The organism is Roseivirga spongicola (genome assembly GCF_001592965.1).
In the GTDB taxonomy this organism is placed as follows: domain Bacteria; phylum Bacteroidota; class Bacteroidia; order Cytophagales; family Cyclobacteriaceae; genus Roseivirga; species Roseivirga spongicola.
Map to the genome: position 1 here is coordinate 1,141,305 of NZ_LRPC01000028.1, position 20,193 is coordinate 1,161,497.

The window sequence follows — 20,193 nt, forward strand, 5'->3', positions numbered from 1 at the left end:
CTTCATAGTATGAACTCAAAATCAATGAAAAATACGCTATCAATTCTCATCTGTTTTATCATCATTATGACTTCCTGTGAGAGCCAACCCACCTACGAGACTTTAACTGATTACCCTGTTTATAAGGGTGCAGACCTAGGCTTTACTTACACTCCTAAAGAGACAGCCTTTAGGCTTTGGTCGCCCGCTGCTCAAGAAGTAAAACTCAATATTTACTCTGCAGGAAACGGTGACAACTTGGAAAGCACCTACAAAATGAAAAGGGACGATGCCGGAACCTGGACGTTCAAAGCTTCTGGCGACCTTCAAGATAAGTACTATACTTATCAGGTAATGCAAAATGGAGAGTGGCTTCAAGAAAAGCCCGATCTCTATGCCGTTGCTGTTGGCGTAAATGGGCAAAGAAGCATGATTGTAGATTTGGACAAAACCGACCCTGAAGGTTGGGCAAATGCCCAAAGACCAGCCCTTGAAAACTATACCGACATCATTATTTATGAACTGCACATCCGTGACATGACAATCCACCCATCTTCGGGTTCATCGCAGCCTGGAAAATACAAGGGCTTAGTAGAAGAAGGCACAAGAAGTCCGAAAGGATTAACCACCGGAATAGACCACATCAAAGAGTTGGGAATAACACATGTTCATCTATTACCTACTTTCGACCACAGATCGATTGATGAAACTAGATTGGACGAACCTCAATACAATTGGGGCTATGACCCACTAAACTACAATGTGCCTGAGGGTAGTTTTTCGAGCAATCCATACGATGGCAGAGTTCGAATTAAGGAATTCAAGGAGATGGTGCAGCAGTTCCACAAAAATGGAATCAGAGTAATTCTTGATGTGGTGTACAACCATACTGGCCAAACGGAAGACTCTAACTTCAACCAGCTTGTACCAAGATATTATTACCGCCAGAATGAAGAAGGCGGATTCTCAGATGCATCAGCCTGCGGCAACGAAACCGCGTCAGAAAGAGAAATGATGCGCAAATACATTGTGGAGTCTGTTCAATATTGGGTGAATGAGTATCACTTGGATGGTTTCCGTTTCGACCTGATGGGAATACACGATATGCAAACCATGAATGAGGTAAGTGCGGCAGTTAGAGCCATTGACCCGAGCATTTTTGTTTATGGTGAAGGCTGGACAGCTGGCTCTTCTCCCCTTCCTTCGGAACAACAAGCCCTTAAAGCCAACACCTACAAAATGCAGAATGTAGCGGCCTTCAGCGATGATCTTAGAGATGGCTTAAAAGGAAGCGTTTTTGAACATGAAGAAGGTGGTTTTGCCAGCAACCGACAAGGTCTAAAGGAAAGTATCAAATTCGGAGTAGTAGCTTCTACTCAACATCCACAAGTGAACTACGACTCCGTGAATTACTCAAATGCGCCTTGGGCTGCAGAACCAAGCCAAACCATAAGCTATGTGTCTTGCCACGACAACCATACTTTATTCGATAAACTGACCATTTCGAACCCGGAGGCAAGTGAAGCTGAACTTATCAAAATGCATAAGCTAGCTGAAACCATTGTGCTTACTTCTCAAGGAGTATCGTTCGTACATGCCGGCATGGAAATGCTTAGAACCAAAGATGGAGTAGAAAACTCCTATAACTCACCAGACTCCATCAATCAAATTGATTGGACAAGAAAGGAAAAGTATGAAGACGTTTTCAACTACTATAAAGGTTTGATCGCACTCAGAAAGAACCATCCCGCCTTTAGAATGACAAGTACCGAACAAATTCAAGAACACCTAGAATTCTTAGACTATGAAGGTGAAAATTTCTTGGGCTATCAGATCAAAGAAAACGCTAACGGAGACTCTTGGAGTGATATTTTGGTTCTCCTAAATGGAGGCAACCTGAATAAGACCATCAGCTTACCAGAAGGCTCATGGACGGTAGTGCTCGATGGAAAAAATGTCAATGAATTTGGCATTAGAAAAGCCGGAAGAAGCATTACTATTCCAGCTTTTACACCATTCGTTCTAAAGAGAAATTAGAGATTAATCTCCGTTTCAAAAACCTTAACCGCATGCCCTTTAATGAGTGTGCGGTTTTCTTTTACCGTTACAAAGAGTTCTCCTCCCCTTGCCGAGGCTTGGTAGCATCTAAACTCAGTTTGATTTTTCTTACCCGACCAATATGGTGAAAGAATAGTATGAATGAATCCAGTCACTGGGTCTTCCTTAATACCGAGATTCGGAGCAAAGTATCGCGAAACGAAATTATACTCTTCTGAATCATCCCAACCAGATACCATTACGCCATTGACAGCAAGTTCTGCAATGATGTCAGAAGATGGGTTTGCATTTCTCACAGACTCAGACGAATCTAAAATGACAATTAGCTCATTAGGCACTTCTAACACTTCAACTACCGAAGCTCCGAACAACTCCTTAGCTTTAATTAGGCTTGAACCTTTATAAGGAGAAGGATCCGTTCTCGGAAAGTCCATAAGAAGAGTACCATCATTCTGCTTTCTTACAATTAAATCACCACTTAAGGTTTCGAAAGTTATTGGCTGGTGAGCATCATGAATTCCTTCTTCAAAAAGCACAAAAGCTGAAGCCAAAGTAGCATGACCACACAATGGAACTTCCCTAGCCGGGGTAAACCATCTTAAGCCATACTTATCACCTTTTTTCTCTATGAAAGCTGTCTCAGCCAAGTTCATCTCCGTTGCCAAAGCTTGCATGGTGTCTTCGCTCAAAGCTTTTTCTACCAAACAAACACCGGCAGGGTTGCCTTTGAAAATCTCTTGAGTAAACGAATCAATTTGAAACAGTCTCATTTGTCCTTTTATTTTTAAATATCACATTTAGCACTACTCCCGTCATAACAGCAGCCATTCCAAGGTAGGTTAACACATTAAAAGTCTCATCGAAAAGGAAGAAACCGAACCCTAAAGCATAAAGAATCCCTATAAAGTTGATGTTAGAAACTTTAGAAAGTTCTTCCGACTGATAGGCAATAGTCATGAAATACTGGGCAATTTGAGTAAGCACACCGACCCCAATTAAAATCACCCATTCAATACCTTCGGGCTGAACCCAATTTAAAGCAGAGTAAATCCCCACAATAGGTAAGGTCACCAATGGGAAATAGAAAATAATAACCAACGGGTGTTCAGAGGTTTTTAGTTTTCGAATCATGTTATAGGCAACCCCAGAGAAAAATGCAGCCCCCACCCCAAGCAATGCCATAAAAGGCGAAATTCTTGGGTCGAACCCTTTGATCATCACAATACCAACAAATGACATGGCAAAGAATAACCACTGAATAGGTCGAACTTTCTCTCCTACAATCCAAATACCGATAAGGGTGGTGAAAATCGGGCCTAAGAACATTAGCGTCACCGCACTGGCTAAAGGAATCTCTTGAAGTGTTGTAAAAAACATCATGAGTGCCAATGCTCCAGCAAGGCCACGAATAAGCAATATCTTTTTATTCTTCCCTAAGAGCGGAATTCCTTTCATCTTTAATGTGACACCCGACATAAAAAATGAAACAATAGACCTGAAAAGAATGATTTCTATAGCAGGTATATTTGGTAAGAATTTTACCAGCACATTCATTACAGCAAAAATGAATGTGGCAAGCATCATGTAAAGCACTCCTTTGGAAAGCATGCGCAAAGATGCACTTATTCATAAAATGAAGCTCAGCAAATGGCATTAAAAGTAGGACAAAAAGCACCCCTTTTCGAATTAAAAAATTCGGAAGGAAAATCAGTAAAACTAGAAGAAAACCTCCCTTGTATCGTTTACTTCTACCCTAAAGATTTCACTCCAGGTTGCACGGCAGAAGCTTGCAGTTTTAGAGACAACCATCAAGTTTTTAAAGATTTCGACATCACAGTTTTTGGAATAAGTAGAGACTCTGTAGCCTCTCACAAGAAATTCAAGGAAGAACATCAGTTAAGTTTCGATTTGCTTTCCGATACATCTGGGAAAGTTTGCAAGCAGTACGATGCGCTGATGCCAATTGTTAAAGTTCCCAAGAGGATCACCTATCTTATTGATGCCGAACAAAGAGTTAGGGCTGTTTATTCGGACATGTTTGGGGCAACCAAACACATTAAATCAATGATAAATCAATTAAAAACTGAATAAAAGTCGTTTTTCTACGTTCGAATGATAAATTTGTGAGCTAACCTCTATAAGGATTTAGATGAGAATTATCCTTTCCCTCTGCTTAATAGTTTGCACAACCATTCAGGTAAGTGCACAGCAATATGTAACTACAGGAGATTTCGATAGGATTTCGAAAGCATCTTTTGGTATAGGCTTAAACACCTACTTTGGTGAATTAAGGAGAGCACCAGACCCCAAATTACAAACTGGGTTAAGTGCTACAATTGGCTATGAGCACCTTTTTACCGACCAGATTGCCATTAGAACAGGTTTGTCTATTTATAAAATCCAAGCAGACGATTCTCTTTCTCCCTTACCAGATAATAAAGTTAGGAACCTAAACTTCAAGGCCACCAACTTTGAGTTGGTAGTTCAGGCTATGTATTACGCTTTCAGACACCCTGCTTCGGGCTACAAAGACAGGGCTTTTGCTAATCCTTACATACACCTAGGTATTGGAGTAACAAGTAACAACCCTAAGGCTGAACTTGCTGGCACTACTTACGATTTGCGACCTCTGTCATTGGAAGGTGTTCAATACGGTGGTTTAGCCCTAGCCATTCCGATGGGCTTTGGGTTCAATTTTTTCCTTTCAAGAAATTTTGATCTCCAAATGGAGGTGCAATACACCATGGCAATGACAGGTTATTTGGACGATGTAAACTCGGTTTACAGAGACCCTGCCTCTTTTTCTGAAACCGATGGTGTAGATGCTACTACCTTAGGTTTATTATCCGACCCAAGAGCAGCGCTCTCTCCACCCGTTGAACCTGTTCCTGCAGGCACTATTCGTGGTGATGGTACTAACGATTCTTATCTTCGTTTTGGGTTTAGGCTGGCCTACTATCTGCCAAAGTCACTTTACGGTAAGTCTTCAATCCGCTGCAAAGTGGTTAAGCGTACAAGATAGAGCCATCTTTAATTTCCACTTTCCTATCTGAGAGTTCAGCGAGCTCCTCATTATGGGTTACAATAACAAATGTTTTTTTAAACTGATCTCTTAAATCGAAGAAGAGCTTATGCAGTTGCTCCGCGTTTTTGGAATCTAGGTTACCACTAGGCTCATCTGCAAAGACAATATTAGGGTCGTTAATCAAAGCTCGAGCTACAGCCACTCGTTGTTGCTCTCCACCTGATAATTCTGATGGTCTATGATTAGCTCGGGCACCAATACCAAGAATTTCCAGAAGTTCCTTGCCCCTACTTTTTACTTCAGCATCTGGTTTACCAGAAATGAATCCAGGCAAACACACGTTTTCTATAGCACTGAATTCTGGTAACAGGTTATGAAATTGAAAGACAAAGCCCAATTGACTATTTCTGAATTTTGCTAGCTTATTGGCAGATAGAGCCACCACATCATATCCGTTGATAGTAAGGCTGCCAGCATCTGGTTTGTCTAAAGTCCCTAAAATATGAAGCAAGGTACTCTTTCCTGCTCCCGAAGCCCCCACAATAGAAACAACCTCATTATTCATCAAATCTAGTTCTACATTCTTCAGCACCTGCAAGTCATTATATGACTTGGATATATTGTTCGCCTTTAGGATAATTTCAGACATATTTTCAAACATAACGAATAGCAATGAAAGCAGTATATGGATGAACTCTAATAAACTGAATTCACTTGTTATTATAACCCCAAAGATTTAGCTTCGCACCAAATTAAAAGCGTCATGAATATTCACGAATACCAAGCAAAAGAATTACTAAAAGGATACGGTGTAAAAATTCAAGAAGGCCTAGTTGCTGAAACCCCTGAAGAAGCGACTGAAGCTGCTAAAAAGCTAAATGCAGAAACCGGAACTAGCTGGTACGTAGTTAAAGCCCAAATTCATGCCGGAGGTAGAGGTAAAGGTAAAGTTCAAGAAACTGACTCTAATGGTGTAGTTCTTGCCAAAAGCCTAGAAGAGATTGCTCCTAAAGCAGAAGCTATTTTGGGAGGAACTCTTGTTACTCACCAAACCGGAGCAGAGGGCAAAAAAGTAAACAAAGTATTAATCGCTCAAGATGTTTACTACCCAGGCGATTCTGAGCCTAAAGAATACTACCTATCAATTCTTTTAGACAGAGCTAAAGGTTGCAATGTAATTATGGCTTCTACCGAAGGTGGTATGGACATTGAAACTGTTGCCGAAGAGACTCCTGAAAAAATTATTAAAGAATGGATTGACCCTAAGGTTGGCCTCCAAGGATTCCAAGCAAGAAAAGTAGCGTTTAAGCTAGGTTTGGAAGGTCAGGCTTTCAAAGAAATGGTTAAGTTCATCTACTCTCTTTACAAAGCATACGAAAATTCTGACGCTTCTCAATTCGAGATTAACCCTGTATTAAAGACTTCAGACAATCAGATTTTGGCAGTTGATGCTAAAGTAAATCTAGACGATAATGGTCTTTTCAGACATAAAGATTTAGCTGAGTTAAGAGATATTACTGAAGAAGCTCCTGAAGAAGTAGAAGCTGGAAAATTCGGCCTGAGCTACGTGAAATTAGATGGCAACGTAGGTTGTATGGTTAATGGTGCTGGTTTAGCTATGGCTACCATGGACATCATTAAACTTTCTGGTGGTGAGCCTGCTAACTTCCTAGATGTTGGGGGAACAGCAAATGCAGAAACCGTTGAAGCTGGTTTCAGAATTATTATGCAAGACCCTAATGTAAAAGCCATTTTGATTAACATCTTCGGTGGTATTGTAAGATGTGATAGAGTAGCCAACGGTGTTGTAGAAGCTTACAAGAAAATCGGAAATATCAACATTCCAATTATTGTAAGGCTACAAGGAACCAATGCTGAAGAAGCTGCTAAAATCATCAATGAGAGTGGTTTAGCTGTTGAGTCTGCAATTGTATTAAAAGACGCTGCTGCAAAAGTTCAGCAAGCACTAGCTTAATAGAAATTTTAGAATTCAGCACCCATAGCTCAACTGGATAGAGCGCTGGATTTCGGCTCCAGAGGTTGAGGGTTCGACTCCTTCTGGGTGTACAAAAATCTCTAACCAATAGGTTGGAGATTTTTTGTTTAGATTAATAAATCGTAAATTTGTAATTCCTCAGCTAAGATAGTTTGTAACCGAAACAGAAGTTAATTAGCTTTACAGCAAGCATTAGCATGAAAAAATTCACTTTCATCTTACTTCTTATCTTAGCGTTCACAGAAATTGCTGACGCACAATCCTTCTATTCTCGAAGAAGAGATAGAACTTGGATGCTCTCTTACGGAGTCGGTTTTTCAACTTATCATGGCGATTTGCACGATGTATTTTACGATGGTATGCAAAGTGCCTTAGGTCCAAGCTTAGGCGTAGGTTTAAGAAAGAAGTTCGGTTCGCAACTATCTTTAAGAGTAGATCTCAATTGGTACCAGATTGGAGGAAGCGATGCGGAAAACAAACAAGGGTTCATCTCTGGCAGGTTGAGCAATAGAGATGACACTGGTGACGAAGATGATAGATACATTCGTAATCTTAATTTCCGTTCTCGAAACCTTGAGTTATCGGCCTTAGCCATCTTTAATTTAATTCCAGTAGATGGCAGCTATACAAGAAGACCTGTGGTAAATCCTTACATAATGCTAGGGATTGGAAGAAGCACAAACAGACCCAAGACTTACCTACCTGGAGAAGAAGGTAACTACACAGTGAATCTATGGGAATATCAAACAGAAGAAGGAGCTCCTGTAGGGTCTTATCCAAAATCTATTACTGTTATACCTTTCGGTATAGGTATTAGGCTAAAGGCAAATCAGTACATTGACATTCTCCTCGAAGGAGGAAGACGTTTCACTTTCACTGATTACTTGGATGATGTAGCTACTTATTATCCTTCTAAAGATGAAATTATAGAGTGGAATGGTGGCGTTGGTTCCCCTTCTGCGGATGTTGCCGTTCAGATTTATGACAGATCTGTTGAGGGCGGATATACAGCTAGACAAAAAGGAGCCATTAGAGGTAGAGAAAACAATGATGCCTATTACATTTTCTCTATTAAACTGGAGATGTACCTTCCTGATAACTTCCTAGGCGAACTATTCTCTCCATCAAGAAGAAAGCCTAAATTCAGATAGTCCTGAGAATCTAGACCTGATTTTATCAGTTTACCGTATTCATAGTTTGGGAATCTCTGTGGTGAGACTCTCCAATGATTAATCAGCGTATTGTTATGAATGACAGCCAGCTTTTGAGAGACTGGCTTTTTTGATTGCAAGTAAAGCGGCCGCTTGAAACACTTTAGGAAGCTACTTTACTCGCTCTTTGGAATAAAGGAAAGAACCTATTTATGACTGGATTTTAGCTTCAAGGTACTACAAGGACAAGGACAGCAAAAGAATAGAACTATAGTGCACTAGTCTAAGGCTTCAAACTTAGAAGCCTTGCTTTTATACTCTAGAAGCATGCTCTTGAGAATTTTGACTATCTCTATATCCTTATCTATCATTTCACCGGAGCGAACAGCCGATTCCATTTGGTCTACGCTTTCCTTCACCTCAGTAAAATCAATTTTTCTAGTTTGAGCAATCATGATTTTAGGATGGTGAGTAGCCATATTACTTTCCTCGTTATCTAAAAGCTCTTCATATAACTTTTCCCCTGGCCGCAAACCAGTAAAAACAATATCTATATCCTTTCCTTCAACAAGACCAGAAAGCTGGATCATTCTCTTCGCTAGGTCCACAATCTTAACTGATTTCCCCATGTCGAAGACAAAAATTTCACCACCATCTCCCATGGTACCTGCTTCTAAAACTAGACCGCATGCTTCAGGTATGGTCATAAAGTATCTGGTGATTTCCGGGTGCGTTACAGTAATTGGCCCACCTGCTTGAATCTGTTTCTTGAAGATTGGAATTACTGAACCGTTAGAACCTAATACATTACCAAATCTGGTAGTGATGAATTTTGTCGACTCTGAGTCAATGCTTACCAGAAAATCATTCAAAGACTGTACATATACCTCAGCGGCTCTCTTTGTTGCTCCCATCACACTGGTTGGGTTAACCGCCTTATCTGTAGAGATCATTACAAATTTCTCTACTTCAAACTCAACAGAGAGGTCTGCCACATTTCTAGTCCCTAAAATATTGCAGGCAATTGCTTCAGGAACATTAGTTTCCATCATAGGAACATGCTTATAAGCTGCAGCATGGAAGATCAGATTAGGTCTATAAGTTGAAAAGCACTCCTTCAATCTACCTCTATTGGTAACATCACAGACAAAAGGGACTAACTCATCTCCCATTTTCTTAATTGACCGAATTTCGTTCTCTATTTCAAAAAGACCTGTTTCAGACTGATCTAGCAGAACAATTTTTGAAGGTGAATAACGTACAACTTGTCTTACAATTTCACTCCCTATGGACCCAGCAGCACCTGTGATTAAGATGCATTTATCATTTAGCTCTTTGCTAATGAACTTGTTCTTGAGAATAATGGTGTTTCTGCCTAACAGATCCTCAATTTTGACCTCTTTAATCTGGTTGATGTCAAACTCCCCTCCTATCCATTGATCTGCGGAGGGAACACTAGTAACTTTTATACCAAATTCTAAACACTTGTCTACAAGTTCATTTTTCTTCTCGAGAGAAAGCTTGGTAGCAGCAAGTATAAGCTCCGTTGGACTATGTTTGAGAACCACCTTTTCAAATTCATCTTTTGCAGAATAAATACGGACACCGCTAATTACGTTACCTATTTTTCTAGGATTATCTTCTAGAAAGCCTACGACCTTCACATTAGACTTGGTATCATTATCTATCATCTGTTTGGTGATCATACCTGATCTACCTGCGCCCATAATTAGCACCTTCCTTTGACTTTTAGGAACCGTTCGATAAAAAGCGAAAAGCTCCTTCACTAAAAGTCTATAACTAATTGAGAATACTAACGATACCAAAAAAGCAATTAGAGCAACCGAGTACGGCAAAGAGTTTTCCGACAAAGAGTTAATAGCAAATACAATGGCAAGGGTAATGAGGTTAGCATACAGGACCCTTAGTGTATCTTGAATACCTGTGTACCGAATAATTCCTGCAAAACTTCTCGTAAGTAGAGAGGAGATTAAACCAGCTATGGTGTAAATGGCTATCCCTCTCAAAAAATCGAACTCATAGAGCTCGTCTATTTGAAAATTAAGCCTGAGCATATACCCCACTAACGCAGCTAAAGAGAAGATTGTCAGATCAATCAGAACGATAATCCACCTAGGAAGTACATTAAGGGTTTTAAATCTATTGAGCATTCCTCAACACTTTACTAACTACATCTGCTATTCTATCCCGGTCAGAGTCTGTTAGATTAGAACCTGAAGGCAAACATAATCCACGTTCAAATAAATCTTCAGACACTTGTCCGCCATACATTTTCGATTCACTATAAAGAGGCTGTAAATGCATTGGCTTCCACAGAGGTCTCGATTCAATATTTTCTTCGAGTAAAGCGTCCATTAATATCTCTTTGTTCAATAAAACACTATCCGCTGGAAATAAGATAGCAGTTAACCAATGATTAGAGAAGAAGTCAGCACTACTCTCTTGATGTACAGTAATACCTGAGCCTTTAAAAAGGTCTGAGTAGAACTGATTATTGCTGCGCCTCAGAGACACGAACTTATCTAATATCTCCATTTGTCCAACACCAATTCCAGCCAGAACATTTGATAGGCGATAGTTATATCCTAGTTCACTATGTTGATAATGGATTGCCTTATCTCGTGCCTGTGTTGACAGAAAACGAGCTTTCGCAACCCATTCTTCGTTAGATGAAAGTAAAGCGCCTCCTCCAGAGGTGGTGATTATCTTGTTTCCATTGAACGAAAGAATTCCAAAATCACCAAAGCTACCCAACTTTTTCCCCTTGAATGTAGAACCTAATGCCTCGGCAGCATCTTCTATGACAGGAATTTCATACTCGGCACAAACTTGCATGATTTCGTCAATTCTAGCAGGCATGCCGTATAGATGTACAGGAATAACTGCTTTTGGCTTCCTTCCTGTCGCCTTAATTCTATCTTCAATGACTTCTCTAAGTAGATTCGGATCCATATTCCAAGTCACCGGATCACTATCCACCAAGATTGGGGAGGCCTTTTGATACAAAACGGGGTTAATTGATCCGCAGAAAGTGAAAGATTGAACAATCACTTCATCATTTATACCCACACCCAGAATCTCCAATGCTAAATGAATAGCTGCCGTGCCACTACTCAAAGCTGCGCAATGTCCTGCTCCGGTATAGTCTGCTAATACCGACTCGAACTTATCTACTAAAGGACCTAATGGGGCTATCCAGTTAGTTTCAAAAGCCGAAGCCACATACTTTTGCTCATTCCCAGCCATGTGGGGTGAAGACAGCCAAATCTTACTCTTCTCCATTTCCAATTTTTATTATTCGACCAGGGTTTCCAACCACAACTGCATAATCAGGAACATCTTTTATAACCACAGCTCCTGCTCCAATTGTAGCCCACTTTCCTATTTTTAGATTCGGAATTATTGTGGCACCTGCTCCTATATGAGTTCCCTCCCCCACTTCGATAGTGCCACATAAAGTAGCGCTCGGACTAATATGAACGTAATCTGCAATCTCACAATCATGATCTATAGAAGCAGAGGTATTAATAATACAATGATTGCCTACCTGGGTGGAAGGGTTGATTATTGCCCCTGCCATTACAACTGTACCTTGACCAATTGAGACATCATCTCCTAAAATAGAATCAGGATGAATGGCCCAACCAAACTTTACTTTTCGTTGTTCTGAAACTCTTTTTCTAATCAAATTAGAGCCTATAGAAACAATATACTCTTGATTGATATCATCTATATGGTCTTTGTCTTCGATTACATTATATCCCGCCAATTCCTTGATATTCGGATTAGCATCCAACAAATAATCAACGGTAAATTCGTTCTTCTCAAGAATATCCAAAATCACTTTTGCATGTCCTGAGGCTCCAATTAGTATCATTATAGGTTACCTTTAAATTTCTCCATAGTGGCTGAATTATCAGCACTAATACCTTCTCTTACAAAGACTTTCTTCACCGTCAAAAATAAGATTTTTATATCGAGCCAAAAGCTTAAATGCTCCACGTAATGTACATCCAACTCAAACTTAGTTGGCCAGTCAATGGCGTTTCTTCCATTCACCTGTGCCCAACCAGTAATTCCAGGTTTAACATCGTGTCGCTTTGCCTGTCTCTCACTGTATAGTGGAAGATATTCTACTAGCAAAGGCCTCGGCCCAACCAACGACATATCGCCTTTAATTACATTCAATAGCTGTGGGATTTCATCTAGTGACAATTTTCTCACCAACAGTCCAATAGAAGTAAGTCTCTCAGCGTCAGGTAAGAGATTTCCATTAGCATCTTTTCTATCGTTCATGGTTTTGAATTTGAAGATCTTAAAAACCTTCTCATGCTTACCTGGTCTTGACTGAAAGAAAAATGGTTTTCCAGAGTTCGCCACTATAAGCCATATTGTGGTGATTAAGAAGATAGGGCTTAACAATAAAAAAGCTGCCAACGCAGCTATGAAGTCGAAGAGTCTTTTGAAAAGAAATCTATACATCGCTCAGTTGCATAAATTTAAGTAATCGTTCATTAATCTTATTCACATCGAACTTTTCTTTTGCCATTTCATGACTCTGCTGACCCATTATTAAAACTTGCTCAGGCTCTTTTATAAATCGCTCCATAGCATCAGCCAATGATTGAGCATCTCGTGTTGGTATAAGAAAACCGTTTCTTCCTTCTTCTACCGTTTCTCTACAGCCCGGATGGTCTGTAGTAATGATAGGCTTTTTCATGGCCATGGCCTCTTGTATAGTTCTTGGCAAACCTTCATTGTAATAAGTCGGCAACACAAATACATCGGCAGCTTCAATATACGGACGAACATCATCCGTTGTGCCGAGGTAATTAACTAATCCAGAGCTATGAAGTTCATCTACTTCTTTTTGAGAAATGCCTCCCGGATTAGGATCTACCCAACCCAACAGTTGAACTTCAAAATCACAATCTTTTTTCTTAAGCAGTTTAGCGGCTTCTACCAATTCAGGAATGCCTTTTTCCTTGATGAGCCTAGCGATGAATAAGAACTTCACTTTCTCAGGAAGCGAAGGCTCATTTTTCAAACGATAATGAGCCATATCGACCCCAGTGCCTTCAATAACCCCTCTTTGTACAGTGTTAGTGAGTAAGCCATTTTGTTCGAAAAACGCTTGATCATCGGCATTCTGGAAAATTACTCCGTCTACAGATTTTAAAGTGTCTCGATATAGTCCCTTTACTACTTTTGCAATCGCCTTCGACTTTAGGTTCGTTTCATCAAAACCAGAGCCCTTCCCCGTAATCAAGGCATATCGTTTAACGCCTTTGAACTTAGCGGCTTTCAAACCAAAAACTACTGGTTTAATGGTATAAGCCAGCACATAATCTGGAGCTATTTCCTTAATCTGCTTTCTAAACTTAAGAAGTGCTTTTAAATCTTTGGCTGGGTTAAGGCCAGTGCGTTCAAACTCTGTAGAAATACAATTTGCACCAATTGCCTCCACCTTTTCTCTAATATCATCATCAATGTAGGGAGCTGCAGCAAAGACCTCAAAGTCTTGCACAAGCCTTTTCAGTAAAGGCCCTCTAAAATTAATTAAAGAAGAGGCAAAGCCTCCAATCAATAAGAATTTAGGTTTTCTGGAGTTCTGCAATTTCTTGATATCGTTTTTCTTGTGCTTGCTGTCTCTTTTTTCTTAAGAAAGCGACACGTTTATCTGAATAGGCATAAATAATCATAAACATAAACGGATAGAGGATTATCCGCTGTCTGGCGATTAAACCAAGGTTTACTAGAGCCAAGCCTGCACCTACAGCAAAAAGGCCAATGAAGATAAAGCAAAAGGCAATAAGCCTGTCTTTTCGAATCATTGAGAAAGATCTTTTTACGCTTTTCCAGTTTTTAAAGGCCAAGTACCAAATGAAGTAAATATCAAAGAAGCTTATGATTTGAAGGAATCCCCCCACCTCCCAAGGAAAGGGTCTTAAAAGAATGTTCACTGGAGCCTGAACAAACTTTAAGGGCCCATCAGAAACTGATATTTCACTACCTCCATAAGAAGATTTCCGTTGAGTTTCTTGAGCAAGATCCGTTACCTCAGTCACATCCTCTACCCCTAAAACTGATAGAAAGTAGAAAGCTCCCACGACAGCTAATATTAAAACAAACACATTTTGAAAGGTCAATTTCTTCAATGAACCTAAAAAATAAGAGCCAGCCAAAGCAAAGGCCAAAATTGCAGCTAATTGAGGTCTTACCAGATAACACCAGAAAAGCCCGAACACCATGATCGGAATATTTTGCTTTCTATTCTTGCCCACCATTCCTGTTAGAAAAGTAGCCGCACCAAAAACCATCCAAGTATCCTTACTAATACTCGCTGTCCAAAACCATAAGGATGGATAAATTAACAGGATATAGAGATAATTTTTATATTCAATCCCTCCATAAGCCCGATAAAAAACCTTGGCAAAAAAGAAAAGCCCTATTAAGCACAATGAAGAGTACAACAGCCAAGTGCCGCGAAAACTCTCTCCAACAAAGAGAATCATAATCGCGGCAGGATAACCTACAAAATTAGTACCGGCAAAGGCTGGCCCTCTCCATAAATCTCGGTCATAGAAAGGAGATAAATCGAATTGCTTAAAATACTCAACAAAGCGTTGCCCCCAACGGAAATAAATTACCGGATCTCCACCTCCACCATAAATGCCAAATACAACAAATGCATAGGCAAATACAGCAACAATTCTGATAAGAATTGAATTAGTAACCATACTTTGAAATTGGGCGGGTATCTGCTTTTGCCCAACTAAATACACGATCATCGAAAAAAAGATAATCGAAATAATTAAGCCAGGTATTTCAAAGGAAGCCAAAGGGGATTTTTGATTTTAGATGTACGATTTGCGATTTAAATAATCTTTTCAAAAGACCTTCAATCGTTTCATTACTCGGCTTTAATCAGGTACTTCAAAACATAAAGAGACCAAACTATCTATTGATCATTACCCTAATGCCTCTTGATAAAAAGTGATAGTCTCGTCTACCATTCTGTGAAGGTTGAAATATGATTTAAGCTTATCATAAGCCGCTTCTACTATCTCTTCTTGCTCTTGAGGTGAATCTAATACTTCAATTAATTGATCCGCTAATTGATCTGTATGGTATGGTTCTACTAAGTAACCCGTTTTACCATGTTTCATGAGTTCATTTCCAGAAGGCACATCCCAAGCCACTACTGGAGTTTTAGCGGAAAATGCCTCTAAGAACACCACACCAAAACCTTCAGAGATAGAAGGTACAACCACTACATCGGAATTAGCCATGAAACTACCTACTTCTTTACTATAGCCTAAGAACTCTACGGCTTCAGATAAGCCTAATTCCTCCACCTGAGATCTTAAAATACCTTCCAAGCCTCCAGTTCCCGCAATCAATAACTTTACATCCGAACCGAAGGTGTGTTTTACTTTACTCATGGCCTCAATAAGGAACTTGTGTCCTTTAAACCCTATGAGTCTACCCGCAATCATGATTTGCTTGGGCGCTTTTCTAAACCCTTCCTTTCCTTTGCTTAAGTAATTCTCGGGCATATCAAAACCATAATGAATAAGCCTCATCTTTTCTGATTTTGTCAGACCGGTTCCAATAAAGAAATTTCTTAACCCATGAGATATAGTAAAAGACGCCTTCATCCGTCTTTCAGCCCATTTACTCAAAAGGAAGTATGGCGTATTGGTTTGCTTGGAGGCATCAAAACCAAACTTAGATGTAAAGGCATTATCATAGCCATGCTTACTAGACACCAATACAGGCTTCAGAGACATAAAAGCCTTGATCAGCGCCAAATGAAAATCGGCATGAATCAGGTGCGCATGTACCAAGTCAAACTGACCTCCATTGGCAATTTGCTTGATTTGATTTAGCACTTTCGGAGTTGGATACTTTCCAATATTGACCTCGTAAGTCTTTACCCCGAGTTGATTAAGGCGATCAATAAACTCTCCTCCTTTACCACCCTGATAGTCGGTGTAAAGCCTTAGGAACTCAACCTCAATTCCTTTTGCCAACAAGCCTGGAATAACCTTTAGCTGATAGTTCTCAGCACCAAAGATTCCTCCCTCTTTTTGAACGAATAGGGTTCTCATCATTACTTATAAATTCCTATTCTACTAATCTTAACCTTTAAAAACCTACTCCAACGAGTAAGAAAATTCTTCAAATTCCTATCCCTATAAGAGTAACCGTTGTAAGAGGTCATGTTCAAATACTTCCAGTACAAATATGAGTAAGGATTAATGTCCAAATACTCCCATGGCCTCATGGCACCAGAGTAGTGCACAATAATAGGGTTTTCAATTGAATCTTTGATTTCATCTTTGGTATATGGTAAATCTTCTATTTTAAAAGGATACTGAAGATAAAAATGATGTAGGTTATACTTTGGCAGGCAAATTTTCCAATTATTGTAAAAAAGCGGATTCAATGTATCCTGAGTTGGTGCCGCTAGAATATCTTCATATTTAATTATATGGTCTACAGCTTTTTTAGAGACACCCCAATCTCTCCACTTTTTTAGGTCAACTAAAGTAACTCCGCAATTAAAATTGGTCTTTGCATTTCTTTTTTCAGGCTCTATTCCAAACTTTTTGAAGTTACTAGGTCTTACCTCGGCCACAGCAGCCATTATTTCATTATCCCCCAAGTCTTGCTCATAGAATTCGCTAATATCACCATTAACAACCAAGTCTACATCTATCAATAAAATTCTATCTAAATCAGGAAGAACTTCTCCTATATTCAATCTTAAATAGATTATTTTGTAATACCCCTCACCATAGTGAAATTTAGTCTTGAGCTTAGGAAAGCGACTCTGATCAAAGTCTATAAATATAAATTTAGCAGACTCTTGCTCAAATTCTTTAGACAATTTCTCAGATACAACTTCTTTGTCTTCGGTATAAATATAGATATTAAAACCAACGGAAGGATTGTTATAAAACAATGATCTAAGCATTACAACCCCATGTTGTAAAAAATTTCTATCAAATGTCAATAAGAGGTTCATTCTACTTTGAGTTAAATCAGTTTCCATATTATAATCTGCTCTTAAGGTTAGGATACGACTTTCACTATCAATGACTGTTCTAATATAGTTCCAAAAGGTTCATAGTTTGATTTCTCCATATAAGCACCTCTACATTCGCATAGACTAATTCTCCACTATTTAGATACTCAAGAGCTTTATTTAACTGAATAACCTCATGTTCTTCAACATTCAAGAATTCACTAACTGCCCCTGCACCATCAGAAATAACCATGCATCCGCACAAGGTCGCTTCCAAAGCCGGCCAACCAAAACCTTCTGAAATAGAAGGAAATAGTAAGGCCTTTGCATTCTGATAACAGTACTTTAAGTCTAGATCACTCAGGTTTTGAACTCGGGTAATTCGATGATTAATGCCCAAATCTTGTATAAGCCCTTCGTTCGATTGGTTGAAAGCACCAATTCTCAATAAATGGAATTTCTCTGGCAAGTCTGCCATCAGTTTTAGCGACCACTGGTTATTCTTATACCAAGCATCAGTTCCTACCGAAAGCAATATTTGTTTACTTTGAAATAGCTCTATCAGGGCTGTATTGCCCGACTCCACCCTAGCCTGATCAACCCAAAATTGCTCTATACCATTATGAACGACCTCAACATTTTGGTGTGTCGAGAATTTAGGCACAAACTTCAATAAGTCATTCTTGGTATGATTGGATACACAAACCACCTTTTTCGCTCTAAACATTTTATTTAGAAAGAAGCGATACAAACGCTGATGAATCTTTGGAGTATTGGCCTGAGGGTAAAGTGTATGTAAATCGTGACAAACGACTATGGAGTCTTCATGCATAAAAGGCACCAGGTACGCATAGCGCTCACTTATTATAATGTGCTTCCCTTTGTTTCTTTTCTTTTTTCGAGTGAGTAAAGGATAATCGATATACTTTGCCTTTAACCCACTTCCTTTTGGACGAACCACCTCAAAAGGAATGTCATTGGCTTGAAGTCCACTTACTAAACCATCAAAATATCGGTTCATGCTGAAGCTACCACCAAGACTTGGATAAATGTAGACCTTATCCATCTAAAGTATTTCTTAAAGCGTTATCATCAACTCCATCTGGTAAAATAAACTGACGTTTGATATTTGGTTTCTCTACTTCATAGTCCGTAAACTCAATATCCTCTATACGGAAGGACCAGAAATCTAATATAGATGCTCCATTGAGCTGACCAATAGCTTCTTGTAATCCAGAATACTGAATTTTAAAAAGAACAGTGGGTTTCCAATATACCGCTGGAATGATCATAGTGGAATAAAAGCCGAAGCAGCCTTGGGCACTTTGAATAACTCGATTGAAGTTCTCTACCTGCTTGAGGTAAGTGATATTTTCGTGCTTTGGAAGCCAATCAGAATTATAAGACTCAGGGTGTAGTTTTATGTAGAGCTTCGAGCCTTTGCTAAGACAGAATTGATTCAGTTTCAGATAGAAGTCGATCATCTTCTCTTTTGATACGGTTTCTTCTCCAAAAGAATTTTCCGCTAACGCTTGATCTATATGCAGATAGAAGTCTTCTTCGATCAGGTCATGCTCTACCTGTAAAAACGGTATCAATTCAGGACTACCGATATACTTTAAGCGTTCTTCACCTATTCTATCCGTTTCTTTGTGAATAGTGGCGTTGTAAGGACTAAAACACAAATACCAATTTGCTCTTTTCAACTTTAAAGGTAGATGTTTAGCTGTCCAATATGGTCCATTCCTCTGCTGTAACTTGGTGTAAATTGCGATCCATAGCAACTTGAACTGACCAACTCCATTTAGTGAATTTCGAATAAACGTAAATGTGCTAAATGATTTTTCCGACTGTTCTTGCTTAACGGATTGCGCAACTTCCTTCTTTCTCCAGAGTTTTTCTCTGGTTCTGTAATCGCGATAATTAGTGAAAATGCCATGTTGAAGAATGAAGGTATTTATGCCTTTACGCTGTGCCACTATATTGAATACCATACTTAGACCCGATTCAATGGACATGAAAATGATGCCGTCAGGTTTCAATTCCTGCAATATGTCTTGTGCTGAGTTGAATTCTGACCAATAGCGACAAGCAAATTCATTGGTGTAATTTAAATCCTTAGGAAAAGTAGACGGAAGGAAAGTGAATTCAAAATCATCTTTAAGATCATCGAACACTTTAATCCAATCCTTTCGAATTGTGGGCCAGACTAAGAGGTAGTGTTTTTTAGAAGGCACTCTAGATTATGTTTGTGAGATTCCCTGCCTAGCGGCAGGCAGGTTCGGTCTCCCGATAGCCATCGGGATCCCCTGAATGACGTTGAATAATTAAAGCAAGTCTTCAATTTGTTGGCCATTAGATTCTATAATCCACTCAACAAACTCTCGAAAAGCACCTTCTCCGCCTGCTTTTTTTGTAACATGATTGACGTATTTCTGAATATAGCTTGGAGCATTTGAGGGTGCAGCTGAAATACCGCTGGCCTTCAATAATTCCAAGTCTCCAATATCATCTCCAATGTAAGCGACTTCGGAAAGGGCAATACCCAATTCTTTACAAATAGCTTGCGCTATGGGCAATTTGTTACCAATACCTTGATGTAGAATATCAATTTTTAATTTCTCTGCTCTGCGTTTTACAATGGCAGTGTCTTCTCCTGTGATGATACCGACAGGTATATTCAATTTTCTAGCGAAAAGTACTCCTGCACTATCCGAGGTATTGAATTTCTTCCATTCATTGCCTGTCTGATCGTAGAACATGCCTCCGTCTGTCCAGACGCCATCGATATCGGTTAGTATAAGTTTTGGGAGCATAAGTTATGTCGTTAATTTTTTCACGCAAAGGGCGCTAAGGCTTTTACACAAAGCCCGCAAAGAATTCCCCGTGTTTTTAAGTACCTACTCTTTGCGTTCTCTGCAGTCATCCT

At 39.5% G+C, this 20,193-nt stretch carries 19 protein-coding genes and 1 tRNA gene; 6 read left to right on the forward strand and 14 right to left on the reverse strand.

Going from position 1 to position 20,193, the window contains the following annotated elements; all coding sequences use genetic code 11:
• Positions 1 to 9: 9 nt before the first annotated feature.
• The gene (gene pulA, locus AWW68_RS16930; protein WP_221406013.1) at positions 10 to 2,016 is read left to right on the forward strand and encodes a type I pullulanase; all 2,007 of its coding nucleotides are present in this window, start codon (positions 10 to 12) and stop codon (positions 2,014 to 2,016) included.
• Here the strand turns inward: pulA and AWW68_RS16935 are convergent.
• Both AWW68_RS16935 and AWW68_RS16940 read right to left on the reverse strand, forming a co-directional pair.
• Positions 2,013 to 2,807, reverse strand: coding sequence for a PhzF family phenazine biosynthesis protein (locus AWW68_RS16935; protein WP_068223688.1), 795 nt, complete (start codon positions 2,805 to 2,807; stop codon positions 2,013 to 2,015). The two genes, pulA and AWW68_RS16935, sit on opposite strands and share 4 nt — an antisense overlap.
• Positions 2,788 to 3,645, reverse strand: a complete 858-nt coding sequence (locus AWW68_RS16940) for a DMT family transporter (protein WP_068223691.1) — start codon at positions 3,643 to 3,645, stop codon at positions 2,788 to 2,790. Before AWW68_RS16940 ends, AWW68_RS16935 begins: the two co-directional genes overlap by 20 nt.
• A gap of 39 nt (positions 3,646 to 3,684) precedes the next feature.
• On the opposite strand from AWW68_RS16940, the gene AWW68_RS16945 reads away from it, so the two are divergent.
• Entirely contained in the window at positions 3,685 to 4,128 is a 444-nt protein-coding gene (locus tag AWW68_RS16945) for a peroxiredoxin (RefSeq protein ID WP_068223694.1), read from the forward strand.
• A gap of 58 nt (positions 4,129 to 4,186) precedes the next feature.
• Complete coding sequence (locus tag AWW68_RS16950) at positions 4,187 to 5,059, forward strand: hypothetical protein (RefSeq protein ID WP_068223698.1); 873 nt, start codon at positions 4,187 to 4,189, stop codon at positions 5,057 to 5,059.
• Here AWW68_RS16950 and AWW68_RS16955 read toward each other — a convergent pair.
• A complete protein-coding gene (locus AWW68_RS16955) occupies positions 5,043 to 5,711 on the reverse strand; it encodes an ABC transporter ATP-binding protein (protein WP_245660261.1) in 669 nt (222 codons plus the stop codon). The two genes, AWW68_RS16950 and AWW68_RS16955, sit on opposite strands and share 17 nt — an antisense overlap.
• Positions 5,712 to 5,825: 114 nt before the next feature.
• Between AWW68_RS16955 and sucC the strand changes: the two genes are divergently transcribed.
• From sucC to AWW68_RS16970, 3 genes are all read left to right on the forward strand, one after another.
• Complete coding sequence (gene sucC, locus AWW68_RS16960) at positions 5,826 to 7,037, forward strand: ADP-forming succinate--CoA ligase subunit beta (RefSeq protein WP_068223701.1); 1,212 nt, start codon at positions 5,826 to 5,828, stop codon at positions 7,035 to 7,037.
• An 18-nt stretch (positions 7,038 to 7,055) separates the two neighbouring features.
• Positions 7,056 to 7,129: transfer RNA gene (locus AWW68_RS16965), tRNA-Arg, on the forward strand.
• A 126-nt stretch (positions 7,130 to 7,255) separates the two neighbouring features.
• Positions 7,256 to 8,209 (forward strand): DUF6089 family protein, encoded by a 954-nt coding sequence (locus AWW68_RS16970; protein WP_068223704.1) that lies wholly within the window; start codon positions 7,256 to 7,258, stop codon positions 8,207 to 8,209.
• A gap of 278 nt (positions 8,210 to 8,487) precedes the next feature.
• Here the strand turns inward: AWW68_RS16970 and AWW68_RS16975 are convergent, their stop codons facing one another.
• From AWW68_RS16975 to AWW68_RS17025, 11 genes are all read right to left on the reverse strand, one after another.
• On the reverse strand, positions 8,488 to 10,380 hold the full coding sequence (locus tag AWW68_RS16975; protein ID WP_068223706.1) for a polysaccharide biosynthesis protein: 1,893 nt from the start codon (positions 10,378 to 10,380) through the stop codon (positions 8,488 to 8,490).
• Positions 10,370 to 11,512 carry a DegT/DnrJ/EryC1/StrS family aminotransferase gene (locus AWW68_RS16980; RefSeq protein WP_157717694.1) on the reverse strand — a complete coding sequence of 381 codons (1,143 nt, stop codon included), beginning with the start codon at positions 11,510 to 11,512 and terminating at the stop codon, positions 10,370 to 10,372. The genes AWW68_RS16975 and AWW68_RS16980 overlap by 11 nt, the downstream gene beginning before the upstream one ends.
• Positions 11,499 to 12,107, reverse strand: a complete 609-nt coding sequence (locus AWW68_RS16985; protein ID WP_068223710.1) for an acetyltransferase — start codon at positions 12,105 to 12,107, stop codon at positions 11,499 to 11,501. The genes AWW68_RS16980 and AWW68_RS16985 overlap by 14 nt, the downstream gene beginning before the upstream one ends.
• A complete protein-coding gene (locus AWW68_RS16990) occupies positions 12,107 to 12,712 on the reverse strand; it encodes a sugar transferase (RefSeq protein WP_068223713.1) in 606 nt (201 codons plus the stop codon). The genes AWW68_RS16985 and AWW68_RS16990 overlap by 1 nt, the downstream gene beginning before the upstream one ends.
• Positions 12,705 to 13,847: a glycosyltransferase family 4 protein gene (locus AWW68_RS16995; RefSeq protein ID WP_084375729.1), complete on the reverse strand. Its 1,143-nt coding sequence runs from the start codon at positions 13,845 to 13,847 to the stop codon at positions 12,705 to 12,707. The genes AWW68_RS16990 and AWW68_RS16995 overlap by 8 nt, the downstream gene beginning before the upstream one ends.
• Positions 13,825 to 14,970: a hypothetical protein gene (locus AWW68_RS17000; protein WP_157717695.1), complete on the reverse strand. Its 1,146-nt coding sequence runs from the start codon at positions 14,968 to 14,970 to the stop codon at positions 13,825 to 13,827. Before AWW68_RS17000 ends, AWW68_RS16995 begins: the two co-directional genes overlap by 23 nt.
• Before the next feature lie 231 nt (positions 14,971 to 15,201).
• A complete protein-coding gene (locus tag AWW68_RS17005) occupies positions 15,202 to 16,347 on the reverse strand; it encodes a glycosyltransferase family 4 protein (RefSeq protein WP_068223722.1) in 1,146 nt (381 codons plus the stop codon).
• On the reverse strand, positions 16,347 to 17,291 hold the full coding sequence (locus tag AWW68_RS17010) for a glycosyltransferase family 8 protein (protein WP_068223725.1): 945 nt from the start codon (positions 17,289 to 17,291) through the stop codon (positions 16,347 to 16,349). The genes AWW68_RS17005 and AWW68_RS17010 overlap by 1 nt, the downstream gene beginning before the upstream one ends.
• Positions 17,292 to 17,343: 52 nt before the next feature.
• Complete coding sequence (locus AWW68_RS17015; protein ID WP_068223728.1) at positions 17,344 to 18,330, reverse strand: glycosyltransferase; 987 nt, start codon at positions 18,328 to 18,330, stop codon at positions 17,344 to 17,346.
• Positions 18,323 to 19,501 (reverse strand): polysialyltransferase family glycosyltransferase, encoded by a 1,179-nt coding sequence (locus tag AWW68_RS17020; protein ID WP_157717697.1) that lies wholly within the window; start codon positions 19,499 to 19,501, stop codon positions 18,323 to 18,325. The genes AWW68_RS17015 and AWW68_RS17020 overlap by 8 nt, the downstream gene beginning before the upstream one ends.
• A 90-nt stretch (positions 19,502 to 19,591) precedes the next feature.
• Complete coding sequence (locus tag AWW68_RS17025; RefSeq protein WP_068223735.1) at positions 19,592 to 20,080, reverse strand: KdsC family phosphatase; 489 nt, start codon at positions 20,078 to 20,080, stop codon at positions 19,592 to 19,594.
• Positions 20,081 to 20,193: the final 113 nt, after the last annotated feature.